The organism is Psychrobacter urativorans, assembly GCF_001298525.1.
In the GTDB taxonomy this organism is placed as follows: Bacteria; Pseudomonadota; Gammaproteobacteria; order Pseudomonadales; family Moraxellaceae; genus Psychrobacter; species Psychrobacter urativorans_A.
Genome location: NZ_CP012678.1, coordinates 111789 through 128240, shown reverse-complemented (window position 1 = coordinate 128240; position 16452 = coordinate 111789). Strand labels below are relative to the sequence as shown.

Below are 16452 nucleotides of genomic sequence, written 5' to 3'. Positions count from 1 at the left end.
ATGCACTGGCTTAAAATAAGTCGCCTTTAGCATAGGAGATAATAAAAGTTTATAGCATTATAATAGCAAAATTTATAAGGTGAAAATCAGCTTTATTTTATAATTATTATAAATATTTTAGTGATAAACTCTAATTTTATCGTTATAATTAGTGAAATTCACTATAAAACCCATATACCATGCCGAATATAAATTCTGATAGCGTTTCCTTAACGGATATCGACGAAACAGATAAACGTCTATTACGCTTGTTGCAAACCGAAGCACGAATGAGCATTACTGAGCTTGCTGAGCGTGTTAATTTATCCGCGACACCTTGCGCGCGCCGTGTTAAACACTTAGAAGATACGGGCATTATCACCGGCTATTATACGCAAACTAACGCGCAAAAGTTGGGTTATCCACTGGCAATTTTTATTGCCATTAGCATGGATCGCCATACAGCGGAACGCTTTGAGCAATTTGAACGCAAAATCCAAAGCTTTGATGAAGTCGTCAGCTGTAGCATTGTCACGGGTCGCAGTGAAGACTATTTAATTAAAGTACGAGTACGCGACATGGCGCATTATGAAGAATTTTTATTACACAGGCTAAATCGAATTGAAGGCGTGGCACAGGTACATACCAGCTTTGAGCTGCGCGAAGTCTTTAGCCGAAGCATCGTTTAGTAATGGTTAATGCAATTAGTAATCAATAGAATAAATCATAATTTTCATTAACTATTCGAAATTGCTTGGCTGGACTGGCGACGAAACCAAAATAATAAAATCAGGCTGACGAATAATCCAGCACCGGCAACCGCTAAGCCTGTATTAAAATTATTACTTTTTCCTGCTAGCGTAACCGTGACTAAAGGTCCTATAAACTGCCCGACGCTATACGCTAAGGTGGCAAGCCCCATCAGCAAATTAGAGTAAATAGGATTGATATTTTTAATAATAATGAGTGTCATGGAGACAATGCCAGCAAAGGTTAAGCCTAAAATCACCGCATTGCCATATAAACCGAGCGCACCATCAAACCACATCGGCATAAACATCCCAAATGCTTGTAAGATAGTTAAGCCAATTAAGGTTTTAATCTCGCCGATACGCTTGGCAAGGGCGCCCCAAATAGGGTTGGATAGCATGGCAAAAATACCAACAATCAGCCAAATGAGCAAGCCTGACTGACCTTGTGAAGTCAGACGCTGCCCAGCCATCACTGGTAAAAAAGTCGCTGAGGTAATATAACCAAAACCAGCGAGCGCATAACTGGCTGATAATAAGATGACGGCTTTGGTATGACCGACGACCGCTTCATATAATGCGCGTTTAAAGTTAATATAAGTTTGGTGGATTGAACCGCGCTGGATACTGTCAGATACGTTTGGCGAATGGGTTAATGGCATTTTCGTTGGGCGTATAGCATACAACAGCGCCAACACTGGCAAGCTGATAATACCCGCGGTCAGCCAAATCAAATTAAAATGATAGCCAAGCGTTAACAGTGACCAAGTGAGAATAGCGGAGGCACTAATACCACTACCGATACCGGCATAATGTATGGTTGACAGTACTGAACGCCGCGCATCGCTAAAGCGTTGAATGACCAAAGATGAGCTTAAAATCATCGCCACGCCACTGGCAATACCCGCGATTAAGCGAATAACATACCAGATATTTAATGACATTTTAGGCACGAATAATAGCATGGTCGTAACGATACTGACGCTCGTCCACAGCATGAGTGTTTGCCACGTTAAACGCTGTGGCACAAATATCGCAATCAGCGCCCCAAAAAAATAGCCGATATAATTAATTGATGCGAGCCAACCCGCTATCGTTGTCGATAACGTCAGCTGACTCATAATATCCGGCAAGGTAGCGGTAAATAAAAAACGCCCAAAGCCCATCACCACCGCCATACAATAAAGCCCAATAAAAGCGATAGCGGTTTGATTGGTAATGGTAAATCTGGTATGGCTTTGAGGAGTAGTCATCATGACAGAGCCAAGTTGTGGCGAGCAGCACACAATCCTTTGTGTTAAAAATGATTATCAAATAATAGCGTCAAAACGATGTTTAAAGCCGTTTAGTAATTAAAACTCATCACTGTACCGTAATTGATGGCGGCTCTATCGATGAAACATCTTGCCCTAATATGTTCACGCGCTGATCACTAAACATATCCATATCAGGCGCAAGCGTACGCATAAACCGATCAAAGTATAAAAGCTGCTTGGTTAATAACGCGAAATCACGTGGAAAATGAATACCATGCTGCTTACCGACTGAGACAATCTCGAGCATCATTTTATTCAGCTCATCTGCCTGCTCCTTGGTATTAAACGGTATGCCACTGGTAAATGCTCTGTCTTCCGCCATAATGGAGGTCATCATACGCTGCAAGTCACTTGCTAAAGCCGCCACATCGACATCATGCCCGCGGGTCATTTCCATATCCACCATATGTTGCGCCATTGCTTGATAATTATTATCCTGCAACGCCTGCATCATACCCATACAAGCACGCCAGCTTTCAGCTTTTAACTTGCCGACAATACCAAAATCTAGAAAACCTATACGCCCATCGGTGAGCAGCATCAAGTTACCCGCATGCAAATCTGCATGGAAGCTATTGCACAGCATAAGACTGGCAAACCATGTATTGAGAGTATCTGCCATCACTTGCGCGGGGTCATTGCAATATTGCTGCATTGCCGATTCATCGATCATGGACACGCCATGCAGCCGACTCATAGTCAGCACGCGTTTAGTGGTCAATTCATCATACACTTGTGGTGCAACCACTCGCGTATTTCCTGCTATTGCTAGGAATTGCTGAAAATCACGAATATTCTGCGCCTCGGCAACAAAGTCAGTTTCAGCAAGCATCCGCAAACGAATTTCGTCAATAATCGGTGCAATACTGGCAAACTTCATCGACGGCATCATCACTTCTAACAATTTGGTCACGCCGTGCAATACGCCCAAATCAGTTTGCATGATGGTTTCGACATCAGGTTTTTGTACTTTTAACACTACTTCATCACCGTTATGCAAACGTGCTGCATGTACTTGTGCGATAGAGGCGGATGCTAATGGCTGTTTATCAATATATGCAAATTTATCGCTGAGTGTTTGCCCATCAACAGCTAACTCAGCAGTCAATACTTGCTCAATATAATCATACGATAATGGTGTGGTTTGATCCAAACAACTTTGGAACGCTTCCACATATTCACGCGGGAATAGTGAGGGTGTACTGGCGATAAACTGCCCAATTTTGATATAGGTTGTGCCTAACTGCTCAAAGGTATCTTTTAGTAATCTGGCATCAGGCTTTTCGCCTTTTGCAATTCTTAGCGCAGATAGCCCTGCAATACTGGCAGTCTGCCGTACGCGATTAACCACGTTAAAGGAATGCTTTAATAAATGAGGACGATGAATTTTCATAAAGGACAACTGTTAGTAGTAAGCAGAAAATAATTAAGAGAAACTGAATATAGTGATAAAGTTGCAGTATTCAAGCACAGTATTCAAGTTAAAGTATTCAAGTTAAAGTATTCAAGTTAAAGTATTCAAGTTAAAGTATTAAAGCTAAACGGCACAAACAGGACAGAGCTTATCTTGTCGATAGCCCATCAGCCGCTGCTGCATCTGACTACCGTCCCACAATAACAGTTTACCTGTCAGTGGATTTTTGGTTAATCCTAAATATTGTAACGCGGCATTGGCTTGTAAATTGCCCATAATGGCAGTCGTGCTAGCAAGGACACCTGAGTTCGCACAATTACGTTCATCCGCCTCTATATCAATATCATGCGCACCAAACACGCAATAATAACAGCCGGTATGTAACTGCGGCTCAAACAATGCCAATTGTCCTTGCATCGCAATCGCTGAGGCGGATAGTAGTGGAGTCTGATAGCGTACACTAATCCGATTAACCATATCGCGGGTGGCAAAATTATCCGTGCAATCTAGTAGTAAGTTGGGCTTGCCGGAAGCGATATCAAGCAATTCATAAGCATTGTCTTCACTCAGACGAGCAACTGTCCCCCAAGATTTAACCAGAGGATTGATGCGTTGTAGCATTCTTGCAGCAGTCAACGCCTTAGGCTTACCAATATCATCGGGTAAAAACAGTGTTTGCCGCTGCAAGTTACTGGCTTCAATCACATCATCATCAATCAAATGGATATGTCCAAGACCTGCACGCACAAGGGTTTCAGAAGCAGGACAACCCAGTCCACCTGCTCCAATCATTACCACACGCGCAGACTTTAACCGCAACTGGGCATCGATATCCCAACCGTTGAGCAATATCTGCCGTGCATAGCGTAACAGCTCTGCGTCTATCAAATTCTCTGTATTTATATCTACAAGGTGCGTCATCTTTATCACCAACATTATTAGTTAGGCAATTGCCCAAAGGTCACTCTATCATTACCACCAAAATCTTGAATAACTTGCACGGTAACGAAGCCATTAGCTACAAACAGCGCGTGGACGGCAGACCCTTGATCAAAACCATGCTCAATGGCTAACAATCCACTCCTACGCAAATAATGTGGTGCTTGCTGCACAATATGTTCTATATCCGCCAAACCATGATTGGACGCACTCAACGCACTGATAGGTTCTGCCTGTAAGCGTTGCAAATGCTCGTCAGCCTCATCTATATAAGGCGGATTAGAGACAATCACATCAAATAAATGCTCAGAATCCATTGGCAAATTTTCATACCAACTGGATTGAACAAACTTAATATTATCAACCTGATTAGCAAGCGCATTATGGCGAGCAACTTTTAACGCCTCGGCTGAAAAATCAACTGCCACAACTTGCCAGTTTGCTTTTTTTAATTCATGCGCAAGACTAATCGCAATACAACCTGAGCCTGTGCCCAAATCTAGCAAGCGCTTGTTAGTACAACCATTAACCTGTGCAGTAGGCTGGGCTTTTATCCAATTCAATACTTGCTCGACCAATATCTCAGTATCAGGTCGAGGTATCAAGGTATGCTCATTCACCATAAAATCAAGCGACCAAAACGCCTGCTGACCCGTCAAATATGCTAATGGCATACCCTGCTGCATCTTTTTCACGCCAGCATTGAAAAGCTCAAACTCTGTATCAGTCAGTTGATAACTATCATTCATGATTAAAAATAATGCAGGCTTATCAAGGATGTGCAGCAGCCAATCCGTTATCCAAAATGGTGGTAGCTCATGATTTAAAGCACCATTCGCCAGCTGCGGACTTTGCCGTTTAATTTGTCGAATCGTCAGTGCCGTCATAGAACGCTCTTAAATAGAAGGTATCAGGTATTTATTTAATATCATTACCGCTCAGCTATTCAGACGCTCGTGGCGGCTCATTGCTATCGGTCAAGCTAGGGTTGGATTTGGTTAATTTATCACCACCATTACTATTATCGTCACCGTTTTTATCACCATAAATATCATCGTTATCACCAATCACGATATGTTTATCTACCAAATAAATCAGCACCAAAATAGGAATACCAATTAAAAAGGTAAAGGTGAAAAAGAATGGATAGCTCATGTTATCGACAATGGTACCTGAATAGCCGCCTAAAACCTTAGGCAACAAGGTCATTAATGATGAGAAAATCGCATATTGTACGGCAGTAAAGCGAATCGAGGTCAGCGCTGATAAGAAAGCAATAAATACGGCACTGGCAAGACCGGCTGCTAAGTTATCAAAAATAACTGCCAAATACATATATTGCAAGCTACCAGGATGATAGGTCAGCAAGACAAATAACATATTACTGACTGCCGCTAATATTGCCCCAATCATCATTGCCTGCATCATGCGTATTTTTTGCGCTAAGATACCGCCTAAAAAGCCACCACCGATGACCATAATGACGCCGACAAGCTTAACTGCTGTGGCAATATCCGTTTTGCTAAAACCCATGTCTTGATAGAAAACGTTAGACATGACACCAGCGACGATATCAGAGATTCGGTATAGACCGATCAACGCCAGTAGTAGTAACGCCTTTTTACCATAGCGGCGGAAGAAATCGACAATAGGCTCAATCCAGGTGACATACGCCATTTTTTTATTGACTAGACCAGCCCTTACCAATAGATAACCCACCACTAAGGCTATCGCCAAGCTTGCCAGCATACGCACAACTTCAAATAAAAATTCGATAGCGACACTGTCACTTTCAGGTAGTATATGCCCAGCATAGATAAACGTCATCACGAACGCCGATACCGATAACACAAATACCAACACCAATCTGACATAATCAGTCGACTTCTGCTCAATTCTAACTTGTGTACTAATGGGCTCATGAATAATTAAAGTCGTCGCGACACCGACACCCATAACGGCAGCCATAATCCAATACGTATTGCGCCACGCCTCATAACTATATAAAGCTTCGGTCGAGCCAAAGTAGTCTGCTAAATAAAGTGCGCCAGCACCTGCGAAAATCATACCTAAGCGATAACCAGCGGTATACATCGCCGACAGTACGGACTGTAAACTTGGCGGTGCCAACTCAATTCGGTATGCATCGACAACGATATCTTGCGTTGCTGATGCAAATCCGAGCAATACCGCTCCTATCGCCATGTATGTCAACATATCATCATTAATAGGGTTGACACTGGCCATGATACAAATAGCACCAATAATCAGTAACTGTGATACTAGCATCCATGCGCGCCTGCGCCCCAACCACTTAGTTAATAGCGGCAATGGCACGGCATCGATAAGCGGTGCCCAAATAAACTTAAACGAATATCCCAATGCAGCCCAGCTAAACGTCGTGACCACGCCACGTTCTATACCCGCTTCGCGTAGCCATAACGACAGACTGGAGAAAATAAGAAGAATCGGAATGCCAGCGGCAAAACCTAAGAACAGCATGATGAGCGCGCGCCGATCAAGATAGGCTTTTGCCGCCTCGCCCCATGACTTCTTGGCGATTGGAGGATTAGGTGGTACAGGTTGGACAGCAGACATAACAACTCACCAAAACTTGAAACAAGAGATACAACAGTGCGCCACTTTTCATCAAGCATTTATACTGAGTGTGACGATGACATCAATATAATCAAAATAAAAAATCGCCTAGCGCTGCACAAAAAAACAGGCCTTGCGGCAAAATTGAAATATGGTACTTGAGAACTCGGTTATTGCCTAGACATTATGACAATATTTTTGCATGAACGGCTACAACTAACGTTCTATACCCACCTATATATGTCTAAATCGTAATACGGTGTTTCATAACCTTACTTAACTATTAAGCGAGCTTTACTATCACTTATATATAGCCAATCAAATGATTCTTCTAAAAAAATAAACTAGCAACTTTATATTCCTAAATAATATAAATAGATATCTATTTATTATATACAAGAATAATAACTTTGTTCTACACTAGGCGCTTGCTGCGCTTGTATGCATTTTCTTATACTCAGCCTTGATTTAGGCGTTGAGTATATTAAGTCAGTTTCATTAAGTTTCATTAATAGGATTAAGTCATGGCAATCGATGTGGTGGTCAATCAGCGGCATCTACAGATTCAGCTCAAACAGTTGGAAACCGTGTGGCATACGGTGGTCAATGGCTATAACTTAAGCCAAGCGGCGATAGTGCTGCATACCAGTCAATCCAGCTTGTCAAAACATATCGCAGCGCTTGAAAATCAGCTCAAAACTGAAGTGTTTGTCCGTCAAGGCAAACGTCTAACGGGACTTACGACAATGGGCACGGCGCTCATGCCGCATATCGAATCTATCTTTGCTGAAATTCGTACCATTGAAAACCTCAGTCTTGACTTTAATAATCCTAATATCGGCACTTTAACCATTGCCACGACGCATACGCAGGCACGTTATGTATTGCCACAAGTGGTGAAAGAATTTAAAAAGCGTTTTCCCAAAGTTAATTTGATTTTACAACAGGCAGATCCTGAAACGATTGCGCAAATGGTCATTCGTGGACAAGCTGATATCGGTATTGCGACCGAATCATTACTGCATAATAATTATCTGCGTTGTTATCGTTATTATGATTGGACACACCGCGTTATCGTGCCAAGCGACCACGAGCTAGCAGGTCTTGAAAGCATTGATTTACCAACCCTTGCTAGTTATCCCATAGTAACGTATCACGGTGGCTTTACAGGGCGCGGCGCGATTGACAAAGCCTTTAGTGATGCGGGTCTTGAGCCTGATATTGTATTGGCAGCACTTGATGCCGATGTGATTAGCACCTATGTAGGACTTGGCTTGGGCATTGGTATTATCGCTGAAATGGCATTTGAGCCCAGTCATTATCATAATTTGACCGCGATTCCAGTCGATCACTTTGGTCGCTTTACCAGTTGGATGGCGGTACGTGATGATGCCGAAATTCGTCAATATGGACGCGCATTTATGGAATTATGCCAAAAACAGTTTAGTCAGTAGTTTCAGGTAACAGACTTAGATTTATCTTACAACGCCTATACTTCAACATCCTATTAATGACTGCGGCTTTACTATTAATGAATAGTGAAGCCGTTTTTTTATCTTTTAACTTAATGTTATTCTTGTACCACTATCTATTTCTATAACCACATTAAGATTTGTTACCACCTTTGATACTTACCTTTATATTGAGAATAAATGCCCCATTATATTAAGGGTCAAGTGTTCGAAACTTTTTATAAGCAGCCTTATAATCAGGCTACCGCAGGCTGTCAGAAAGATTATGAATACTGTCAAATTTATAATAATAGGTGATTTATGAGCAATAAAATTCCGTTATCGTTTCTAGATTTAGCGCCCGTTCCTACCGGTAAAACCATCGCTGATGGTATTGTCCAAACCGTTGAGATCGCACAGCAAGCAGAAAAAGTAGGCTTAAACCGTTATTGGATGGCAGAACATCACAATATGGCTGGTATTGCGAGCGCTGCCACTTCAGTGCTGTTGTCTCATATTGGTAGCCAGACGGAGCATATTCGCATTGGTTCAGGTGGCATTATGCTGCCTAATCACGCCCCACTAGTGGTCGCTGAGCAGTTCGGTACGCTTCAAGCACTATACGGCGATCGGATAGACTTAGGTCTTGGGCGCGCACCGGGTACTGATGGCGCTACCTTTCAAGCGCTACGTCGACAAATGCAAGATGCGGAGCGCTTTCCTCAGGACGTGCAGGAGCTGTTATATCTATTGGGTGACAGTACAGATGATAGTCCGGTACAAGCGTTCCCAGGAGCAAAATCAAATGTCCCTATTTGGATTTTAGGCTCATCCTTATTTGGTGCCACGTTAGCAGCACATTTAGGACTACCGTATGTGTTTGCCTCTCATTTTGCACCGCAAATGCTCAGTCATGCCATTACAGCTTATCGTGAACAGTTCCAGCCTTCTGCTTATCTCGATAAACCTTATGTGATGCTAGCGGCAAATTTATTACTTGCTGATGACGATGCGACGGCTCATTATCACTTTACATCAGCCCAACAAAGCTTTGTACGTTTACGTCGTAATGAGCGTGGACAAATGCCAAAACCTGTCGAAGATATGAATACGATATGGAGTCCAGCAGAAAAGGCGATGGTCGATAGCGCCTTGTCCGTATCTTTTATTGGTTCAGTAGAAACGGTTAAACCAAAACTGGCGGATTTCATTGCTCAATATGAGCCTGACGAGCTGATTGTCACTGCCAACATTTATGACCAAGCAGCGCGGTTGCGTTCACTAGAGCTGGTATCTCAGTTAAATTTGTTTACTTTACAATCGGTGAATGAACTTGCATAATTATTAGTATATCTTAAAAGGAGATTAGTCATGGAACCCTCTGCTTTTATCGATAGTACAATATTAATATATATCTTGGGTTTTATTGCAGTCATGGTAATTGCTGGCTATTTTACCTATAATATTAGCCCAAGTCGTAAAAAACGTCGGGAAGAAAAACGCAATAATCGACGTTAGCCAATAGCCATACTTAATATTAAAAACCTCCTATTTATATATGAATAGGAGGTTTTTTGATGGGCAAAACTGTTTGTTCAAAACTATTTTCTTATTATTAATAATAAAACTGATGACGCAACTAATAACAAGTTTTTAGCAAAGTGTTGTGCCAAGTTTTTGTTGTTCAGCACGTTGGGCGACATATAGCGCTACAGCAGCATCAAAACTTGCCGCTCCCACCGATTTAAACAACGTTATCTTCGTCTTGGGCGTACTGACTTCTTCTGTTATTACATCGGATATCTTTCCTGTTACCAGTGCTTGTAGATCTCCACTAAGTTGCTCCCATGTCCATGCACAATCAGCAGTGTCATGAGCTTGGATTAAATCACCCGCTTCATGACGACAGCCTGTTAAGTCATCAACGACGACCATGCTACTATTTTCGACCACTTCATTGCTGACTTCTTTCATTGATGGCAGATAAGCGCCTACTGCATTGATATGTACATCTGGCTTGATGTGCTCTATACCAAATAATCCCATCTCAGCACGGGTGGCAAGATTGATAATATCTGCATCTTTGATGGCATCTTCAAGCTGTGTACAGACATGTAATTTAACATCCCATTGTCCATAATCACGCGCAAACTGGGCTTTAAACTGCTCGGCGCCTTGTTCACTTCTATTCCATAGATAAACCGTTTTAACCTCAGGACGTACCGTCAGTACCGCATTTAATTGCTCATACGCCATACCGCCACAGCCGATTACCGCGACGCTTTGACAGTCAGTTCTCGCCATATACTTAGTCGCGATGCCGGATAATGCTGCCGTACGCACTTGGGTAATATAAACGCCATCCATCACCGCTAATATCTCGCCAGTTGCATTATTGGAAACGCTAATAATAGCGGTGGTCGTGGGTAGATTACGGCTAGGGTTGTCAGGGCAAATGGTTACCAGCTTAACCGCAGTGTATTCTTGCGTGCCATCATAAATAGTCGCTGGCATGGATAAATGCGAGCCTGTGCTGTGTTTGCTAATATTGTTATCATTACTAAATAGCTCTTCACTAAACGTTTCAATCACTAAGCGCTCAGGCGATTTAACCCAGCTCGGATGGGCAGCTTGCAAATGTAATAGCGCCTCAATCGTATCGATAGCGGCTTGCATAGTCAGATGTTCGGTGACGGCTTGTTGATTTAACCATTGCATGACGAGCATTCCTTATTTGCGGAGTATTTATTGATTTCAATGAATCACTTATCATGCCGTTATATTTTCTACATGACAATGACTTTTCTCTCAATAATTTAATTTTAGGTTAATAAAAATATAGTTGCCGATAAGAAATGTCTATATCAATAATGGTTAAAAATCTCATTTACGCTTTTAATAAACCATAAAACGAAAACCCCAACATCATCGTGATACTGGGGTTTTATTATCTTTCAATGAATACATATTTTTATATGAGTCCAATACCACGTAATATCGCCGCCCCAATCGCCATGCCGAACAAACCCACGACAGTTGTAAAAGCTAAAATATTCGCCGCCAATACTTCATTACCGCCCATCGCCTTTGCCATCACATAACTGGCAGCAGCAGTTGGAGCGGCAACCATTAAGAATAAAACACCCATATGAATACCGGTTAAACCAAACCCAAATCCTACGGCAATTGCTATCAGCGGGGCGACCACAATACGACCAATACTTGCCTGCATAGATACGCCTGAAGGACTCAACATTGACCTCAAATCAATACTCGCACCTGCACAGATTAGGGCTAATGGTAATGCCACCGATGCTAATAAATCACCCGTCTTGTGAATAACACCAGTTATAGGAGGCAAGGACAGCGCTTTATATGCAAAAGCAGCCACGAGCGCAATCATCAATGGATTGGTAGCAAGTTTTTTAATGATTAATATACTGCGACTGACCCACGTATCGTCCGCACTTTTGGACATACGACTGAGCGTGATGACCGCTAAGATATTAAATAATATCGTTATCACGCCCATATAAACCGCACCGACACTTAAACCTGTTTTTCCATAAGCGTTGGCTACGGTTGCCAGACCAATAATCGCCATATTGCTGCGAAACACGCCTTGGACGAATACTCCTTGATCGGCAGGCTTCCGAATGAAGCGATTGGCATACATTTCTGAACCAATAAATAAGATAAAGGTGACCACAATTCCGGCAGCAATTAGGACGAATTGCTTGGCATAATCGACCTCACTATCAACCACACTAAAGAACAGCAAACAGGGCAAACAATAGTTAAAGACAAAGTTAGAGGCTTGATCGATAAATGCTTGACTGGCTTCGCCACGTCTTTGCATAAAAAAACCCAACCCCATGAGAGCAAGGTTGGGTAGAATAATAGTAATCGCAAAAAGGATGGCTTCAATCATGAATGGACTCAGAGCAACAAGCTAACGTTGCCCAAGAGCATCAGGGCAACGTCACGGTAAATTGGGATACATGATAGTGTTAATAAAGTATGCACTAATAGACTATAGTGCTAAAGCCGCCTTTACTTTTTTCTGTTTTTTAATGGTCATTGCTAATAACTGAATGGCGGCAGGTGTCACACCACTCACCCGACCAGCTTGAGCAAGGGTCGCTGGACGTATTTGCGTCAATTTTTGTACAATCTCATTGGATAGCCCAGATACCACGCTATAGTCAAAGTCCATTGGGAGCGCAGTATTTTCTAGACGCTTCATTTGATCGATCTCTTCTTGTTGACGATCGATATAACCAGCATATTTGACTGAAATTTCTATCTGCTCACCCACTAAAGTATCAACTTGAGAGTCCGTAATGGCAGCAATATCAGTAAAATGCACTTGTGGACGTTTCAATAAATCATACGCCGTCGATTCTTTTGACAATATCTCACCAGTTTGCGCGGTCAGTTGCACGCCAAGTGCATTAGCAGGCGTTGCCCAAATATCTTTTAAGCGAGAGGTTTCTTTACTGATAGCCTCCATTTTTTCTTCATAGGCTTGCCAGCGTACATCATCAACCAAGCCAAGTTTTCGACCTGTTTCCGTTAAGCGCTGATCCGCATTGTCTTCACGCAGCAATAAGCGATATTCGGCACGGCTGGTAAACATCCGATACGGCTCAGTCGTACCATGAGTGATTAAATCATCAACCAGTACGCCCAAATATGCCTGATCACGGCGTGGTGTCCAGATATCAAACTCACTATTATTAGTAGTCACTAATGCCGCATTGGTTCCAGCAAGTAAGCCTTGCACGCCTGCTTCTTCATAGCCGGTTGTACCGTTGATTTGTCCTGCAAAATACAAACGCTCGATAGACTTGGTTTCAAGCGTTGGTTTCAAACTTTGCGGATCAAAATAATCATATTCAATCGCATAACCAGGGCGCGTGATATGCGCATTCTCTAGTCCTTTCATACTATGAATAAACTCTAATTGCACATCGAACGGCAAACTGGTTGAGATGCCATTAGGATATAATTCGTGCGTGGTTAATCCTTCTGGCTCAATAAAGATTTGATGACTGTCTTTATCGGCAAAACGATGAATCTTGTCTTCAATCGACGGACAGTAACGCGGACCTACGCCTTCGATTTTTCCTGAGAACATGGGCGAGCGGTCTAAGTTTTCACGAATAATATCATGCGTGCGCGCATTGGTATGGGTGATATAGCAGTTGACCTGCTCAGGATGCATAGATACATCGCCCATATAACTCATGACTGGCAAGGGCGTATCGCCCGGTTGTACCGTCATCACGCTAAAATCAACACTACGCGCATCAATACGAGCAGGCGTTCCAGTTTTTAGGCGACCAACTGGCAATTTCAATTCACGCAAGCGATCGGCAAGCTTAATAGACGGTGGATCACCTGCGCGCCCGCCTTTTGAATTCTCAAGACCAATATGAATGACGCCACCTAAAAACGTACCAGACGTTAAAATCACGGTTTCAGTTTTAAAGACAATGCCCGTCGCAGTCACCACACCAGTTGCACGACCATTTTCAACCAAAATATCATCAGCCGCTTGTTGGAAAATATCAAGATTAGCCTGATTCTCAAGCGTATGGCGAATCGCTGCCTTATATAAAATACGGTCGGCTTGCGCGCGCGTGGCTCGTACCGCTGCACCCTTACGACTGTTCAATACCCGAAACTGAATACCCGATTTATCGGTTGCTAGCGCCATTGCCCCACCAAGCGCATCAATCTCGCGTACCAAATGTGACTTACCAATACCACCAATCGCAGGATTACAGCTCATTTGCCCAAGGGTTTCGATATTATGGGTCAATAGCAAGGTCTGCGCACCCATACGCGCCGCTGCCAGTGCCGCTTCTGTACCAGCATGACCGCCACCGATCACCACCACGTCGTAAATTTTTGGGTATTGCATGTATGCCTCGCTTGACGAATGGCGACTGTCTCACTGCAAGTTATTGATTCATTAACCATAACCCGTAGCCTGATAAATCAGCATCGGTCGTATTTAGAAAATTAATAGCCGGTAATTATAGCAATTTTTGCACGTTTTTTTGAGATGCTTTTTAACTATTTTCAATAGCATCCATCAAATAAACCTAGACCACTGCCTAGCAGCAGCCCTCTTTTATAAATTAAACCATTCTAAATAATCTTAACTTAACGGCACAATCTGATCAGATTGACCACTGCTTAGCATATGTTCGCTGCCATGACCTTGTGGATTGGCTTCTAAATACTTGTCCATTTGCGCAATAGCATCACTATCTTGACTGGCTAAAATTTGCGCTTTAACAGCATCAACTGGTGGAAAAGGCAGATTTTTAAGTAATGCTAATCGTTGTTGATTATCGCCTTCGGCAATGACCAATTCGACAAGTTGGCGCACATCAATCGGTAAATCAAGCGTACTTTGCGCCAGTAATGCCAAATGATAAGCGCCGGCTGGGTCTTGATCGGTCATGATACGTTGCTCAATCGCCAAATAAGTGGCTTCAGTTGCACCACCTGCAACACTGAGCAGATGAATACAGCGCAAAGCAGAATGTGGTTCCGTGTTGGCAACGTCTATAATACGCGCAGACTCGGCTTTTAGGCGCTCACGGCGTAACTCAAGTGCCTGCTGTTCACGCGCTTCTTTATTATCCACTTCTTTATTAACTGCTTCTTGGTTAACACTGTTTTGCTCTGCTGCTTGCTGATTCATAGTCTTCTCTTATTATATCATCGGTGTTTTAGGGTATAAGCCTTAAGCACTATATGGGGTAAACGGGAAAAAATACAATAAACGGCTAATATAGCTACCCAAACCCTAATCTTTCAAATCAACAAAGCCCAAGCAACCATTATAAGATTACTTGGGCTTTGATATTCAATGACTATTTATTCAGAATTAAGACCATCTAAATAACAGCCTTTATATCATTTTCTATCAAAACTAGGCTGCTGGGCTGTTGGCTTCAACCAAAGGCTTTAGCTCGCCTGATTGATACATTTGCAAAATGATGTCAGAACCGCCCATCAATTCACCATCAATCCACAATTGTGGAAAGGTTGGCCAGTTAGCGATTTTTGGTAACGTCGCACGGATTTCTGGATTTTCTAAGATGTTTACAAACGCGAACGGACGACCGATTTGAGTTAATACTTCAATAGAGCGTGCAGAAAAACCACACTGCGGGAATTGCGGTGTGCCTTTCATGTATAAAATAACTTTATTGTCACGAATTTGGTCACGAATCAATTGTTCAACATCGCTAGCTGGGGTTTGGGTTTGCTCAGTCATAAAAACTCCTATTTATTAAAATTTTATCTTAAAAAAGATTGTTCATATTAAATTTGGCATGTTGCTGCTACATGGGGCAATCATTGCTATATTGCAAGCGTTATCAATAGCTATCAGCAGCAATTGCATGCACTAATATACGATAAAAATTAAACGCCTGACGCATTTGCCAGTAATAATACCACGGCATTTGCCATAATGCCCTCTTGCCGACCCGTAAATCCTAATTTTTCTGTAGTGGTCGCCTTAACGCTAATATTGCTCACGTCTGTCTGTAAATCGCTGGCGATATTGGCACGCATGGCTTGATTATAAGGAGCAATTTTTGGACGCTCACACATGATGGTAATATCGGCATTGCCCAGTCTATAACCTGCCGCTTGAACTTTGCCATAGACATAACGTAATAATATTCGTGAATCTAAACCTGCGTGCGCCGCATCGGTATCAGGAAAATGTTGCCCAATATCGCCGAGCGCAAGTGCACCAAGCAACGCATCAGCAAGGGCATGCAACACCACGTCACCATCAGAATGCGCAAGCAAACTGTGCGTATGTTCAATAGGCACACCTGCTAGCACGACGTATTGTTGCTGCTCGCCAGTATTATGAAAAGCGTGAACGTCAATACCTTGACCAATTTTTATCATGATTATCCCAAAGTGTCTTAAAGGTAAGTTAAGAGTTATAAAACGGCAATTCTAAA

The 16452-nt window shown here is 42.6% G+C and carries 15 protein-coding genes; 4 read left to right on the top strand and 11 right to left on the bottom strand.

Going from position 1 to position 16452, the window contains the following annotated elements; translation table 11 throughout:
* The first annotated feature begins 179 nt into the window (after positions 1-179).
* Positions 180-668, top strand: coding sequence for an Lrp/AsnC family transcriptional regulator (locus AOC03_RS00550; protein WP_062533117.1), 489 nt, complete (start codon positions 180-182; stop codon positions 666-668).
* 47 nt (positions 669-715) lie between these two features.
* Here AOC03_RS00550 and AOC03_RS00545 read toward each other — a convergent pair whose 3' ends face one another.
* From AOC03_RS00545 to AOC03_RS00525, 5 genes are all read right to left on the bottom strand, one after another.
* A complete protein-coding gene (locus tag AOC03_RS00545; RefSeq protein ID WP_062533116.1) occupies positions 716-1984 on the bottom strand; it encodes a YbfB/YjiJ family MFS transporter in 1269 nt (422 codons plus the stop codon).
* 106 nt (positions 1985-2090) lie between these two features.
* Positions 2091-3437, bottom strand: coding sequence for an ABC1 kinase family protein (locus AOC03_RS00540; protein ID WP_062533115.1), 1347 nt, complete (start codon positions 3435-3437; stop codon positions 2091-2093).
* Between the two features lie 144 nt (positions 3438-3581).
* Complete coding sequence (locus AOC03_RS00535) at positions 3582-4379, bottom strand: HesA/MoeB/ThiF family protein (protein ID WP_062536310.1); 798 nt, start codon at positions 4377-4379, stop codon at positions 3582-3584.
* A gap of 17 nt (positions 4380-4396) precedes the next feature.
* Positions 4397-5284, bottom strand: a complete 888-nt coding sequence (gene prmC / locus AOC03_RS00530) for a peptide chain release factor N(5)-glutamine methyltransferase (protein WP_062533114.1) — start codon at positions 5282-5284, stop codon at positions 4397-4399.
* Between the two features lie 55 nt (positions 5285-5339).
* The gene (locus AOC03_RS00525; protein WP_062533113.1) at positions 5340-6995 is read right to left on the bottom strand and encodes an AmpG family muropeptide MFS transporter; all 1656 of its coding nucleotides are present in this window, start codon (positions 6993-6995) and stop codon (positions 5340-5342) included.
* Positions 6996-7519: 524 nt separating this feature from the next.
* Here AOC03_RS00525 and AOC03_RS00520 point away from each other — a divergent pair.
* The 3 genes from AOC03_RS00520 to AOC03_RS13030 all read left to right on the top strand — a co-directional run bounded on the left by AOC03_RS00520 (position 7520) and on the right by AOC03_RS13030 (position 9971).
* Positions 7520-8449 carry a LysR substrate-binding domain-containing protein gene (locus AOC03_RS00520; RefSeq protein WP_062533112.1) on the top strand — a complete coding sequence of 310 codons (930 nt, stop codon included), beginning with the start codon at positions 7520-7522 and terminating at the stop codon, positions 8447-8449.
* A 318-nt stretch (positions 8450-8767) separates the two neighbouring features.
* Entirely contained in the window at positions 8768-9787 is a 1020-nt protein-coding gene (locus AOC03_RS00515) for an LLM class flavin-dependent oxidoreductase (protein ID WP_062533111.1), read from the top strand.
* Positions 9788-9887: 100 nt separating this feature from the next.
* Entirely contained in the window at positions 9888-9971 is an 84-nt protein-coding gene (locus AOC03_RS13030; RefSeq protein ID WP_227514301.1) for a hypothetical protein, read from the top strand.
* A 128-nt stretch (positions 9972-10099) separates the two neighbouring features.
* Here the strand turns inward: AOC03_RS13030 and AOC03_RS00510 are convergent, their stop codons facing one another.
* The 6 genes from AOC03_RS00510 to ispF form a co-directional block, all read right to left on the bottom strand.
* Complete coding sequence (locus AOC03_RS00510) at positions 10100-11164, bottom strand: ornithine cyclodeaminase family protein (protein ID WP_062533110.1); 1065 nt, start codon at positions 11162-11164, stop codon at positions 10100-10102.
* 253 nt (positions 11165-11417) lie between these two features.
* The gene (locus tag AOC03_RS00505; protein WP_062533109.1) at positions 11418-12377 is read right to left on the bottom strand and encodes an AEC family transporter; all 960 of its coding nucleotides are present in this window, start codon (positions 12375-12377) and stop codon (positions 11418-11420) included.
* Between the two features lie 102 nt (positions 12378-12479).
* Entirely contained in the window at positions 12480-14375 is a 1896-nt protein-coding gene (gene mnmG / locus AOC03_RS00500) for a tRNA uridine-5-carboxymethylaminomethyl(34) synthesis enzyme MnmG (protein WP_062533108.1), read from the bottom strand.
* Positions 14376-14615: 240 nt separating this feature from the next.
* Positions 14616-15167: a hypothetical protein gene (locus AOC03_RS00495; protein ID WP_227514252.1), complete on the bottom strand. Its 552-nt coding sequence runs from the start codon at positions 15165-15167 to the stop codon at positions 14616-14618.
* Positions 15168-15398: 231 nt separating this feature from the next.
* Positions 15399-15746, bottom strand: a complete 348-nt coding sequence (grxD, locus tag AOC03_RS00490) for a Grx4 family monothiol glutaredoxin (protein ID WP_062533107.1) — start codon at positions 15744-15746, stop codon at positions 15399-15401.
* Positions 15747-15895: 149 nt separating this feature from the next.
* Entirely contained in the window at positions 15896-16396 is a 501-nt protein-coding gene (ispF, locus tag AOC03_RS00485) for a 2-C-methyl-D-erythritol 2,4-cyclodiphosphate synthase (protein ID WP_062533106.1), read from the bottom strand.
* Positions 16397-16452: the final 56 nt, after the last annotated feature.

What these genes read in the sequence shown, in the direction of transcription:
- AOC03_RS00550 (WP_062533117.1), top strand. Translation starts at nt 180, where the DNA reads ATGCCGAATATAAATTCTGATAGCGTTTCCTTAACGGATATCGACGAA.
- AOC03_RS00545 (WP_062533116.1), bottom strand. Translation starts at nt 1,984, where the DNA reads ATGATGACTACTCCTCAAAGCCATACCAGATTTACCATTACCAATCAA.
- AOC03_RS00540 (WP_062533115.1), bottom strand. Translation starts at nt 3,437, where the DNA reads ATGAAAATTCATCGTCCTCATTTATTAAAGCATTCCTTTAACGTGGTT.
- AOC03_RS00535 (WP_062536310.1), bottom strand. Translation starts at nt 4,379, where the DNA reads ATGACGCACCTTGTAGATATAAATACAGAGAATTTGATAGACGCAGAG.
- prmC (WP_062533114.1), bottom strand. Translation starts at nt 5,284, where the DNA reads ATGACGGCACTGACGATTCGACAAATTAAACGGCAAAGTCCGCAGCTG.
- AOC03_RS00525 (WP_062533113.1), bottom strand. Translation starts at nt 6,995, where the DNA reads ATGTCTGCTGTCCAACCTGTACCACCTAATCCTCCAATCGCCAAGAAG.
- AOC03_RS00520 (WP_062533112.1), top strand. Translation starts at nt 7,520, where the DNA reads ATGGCAATCGATGTGGTGGTCAATCAGCGGCATCTACAGATTCAGCTC.
- AOC03_RS00515 (WP_062533111.1), top strand. Translation starts at nt 8,768, where the DNA reads ATGAGCAATAAAATTCCGTTATCGTTTCTAGATTTAGCGCCCGTTCCT.
- AOC03_RS00510 (WP_062533110.1), bottom strand. Translation starts at nt 11,164, where the DNA reads ATGCAATGGTTAAATCAACAAGCCGTCACCGAACATCTGACTATGCAA.
- AOC03_RS00505 (WP_062533109.1), bottom strand. Translation starts at nt 12,377, where the DNA reads ATGATTGAAGCCATCCTTTTTGCGATTACTATTATTCTACCCAACCTT.
- mnmG (WP_062533108.1), bottom strand. Translation starts at nt 14,375, where the DNA reads ATGCAATACCCAAAAATTTACGACGTGGTGGTGATCGGTGGCGGTCAT.
- AOC03_RS00495 (WP_227514252.1), bottom strand. Translation starts at nt 15,167, where the DNA reads ATGAATCAGCAAGCAGCAGAGCAAAACAGTGTTAACCAAGAAGCAGTT.
- grxD (WP_062533107.1), bottom strand. Translation starts at nt 15,746, where the DNA reads ATGACTGAGCAAACCCAAACCCCAGCTAGCGATGTTGAACAATTGATT.
- ispF (WP_062533106.1), bottom strand. Translation starts at nt 16,396, where the DNA reads ATGATAAAAATTGGTCAAGGTATTGACGTTCACGCTTTTCATAATACT.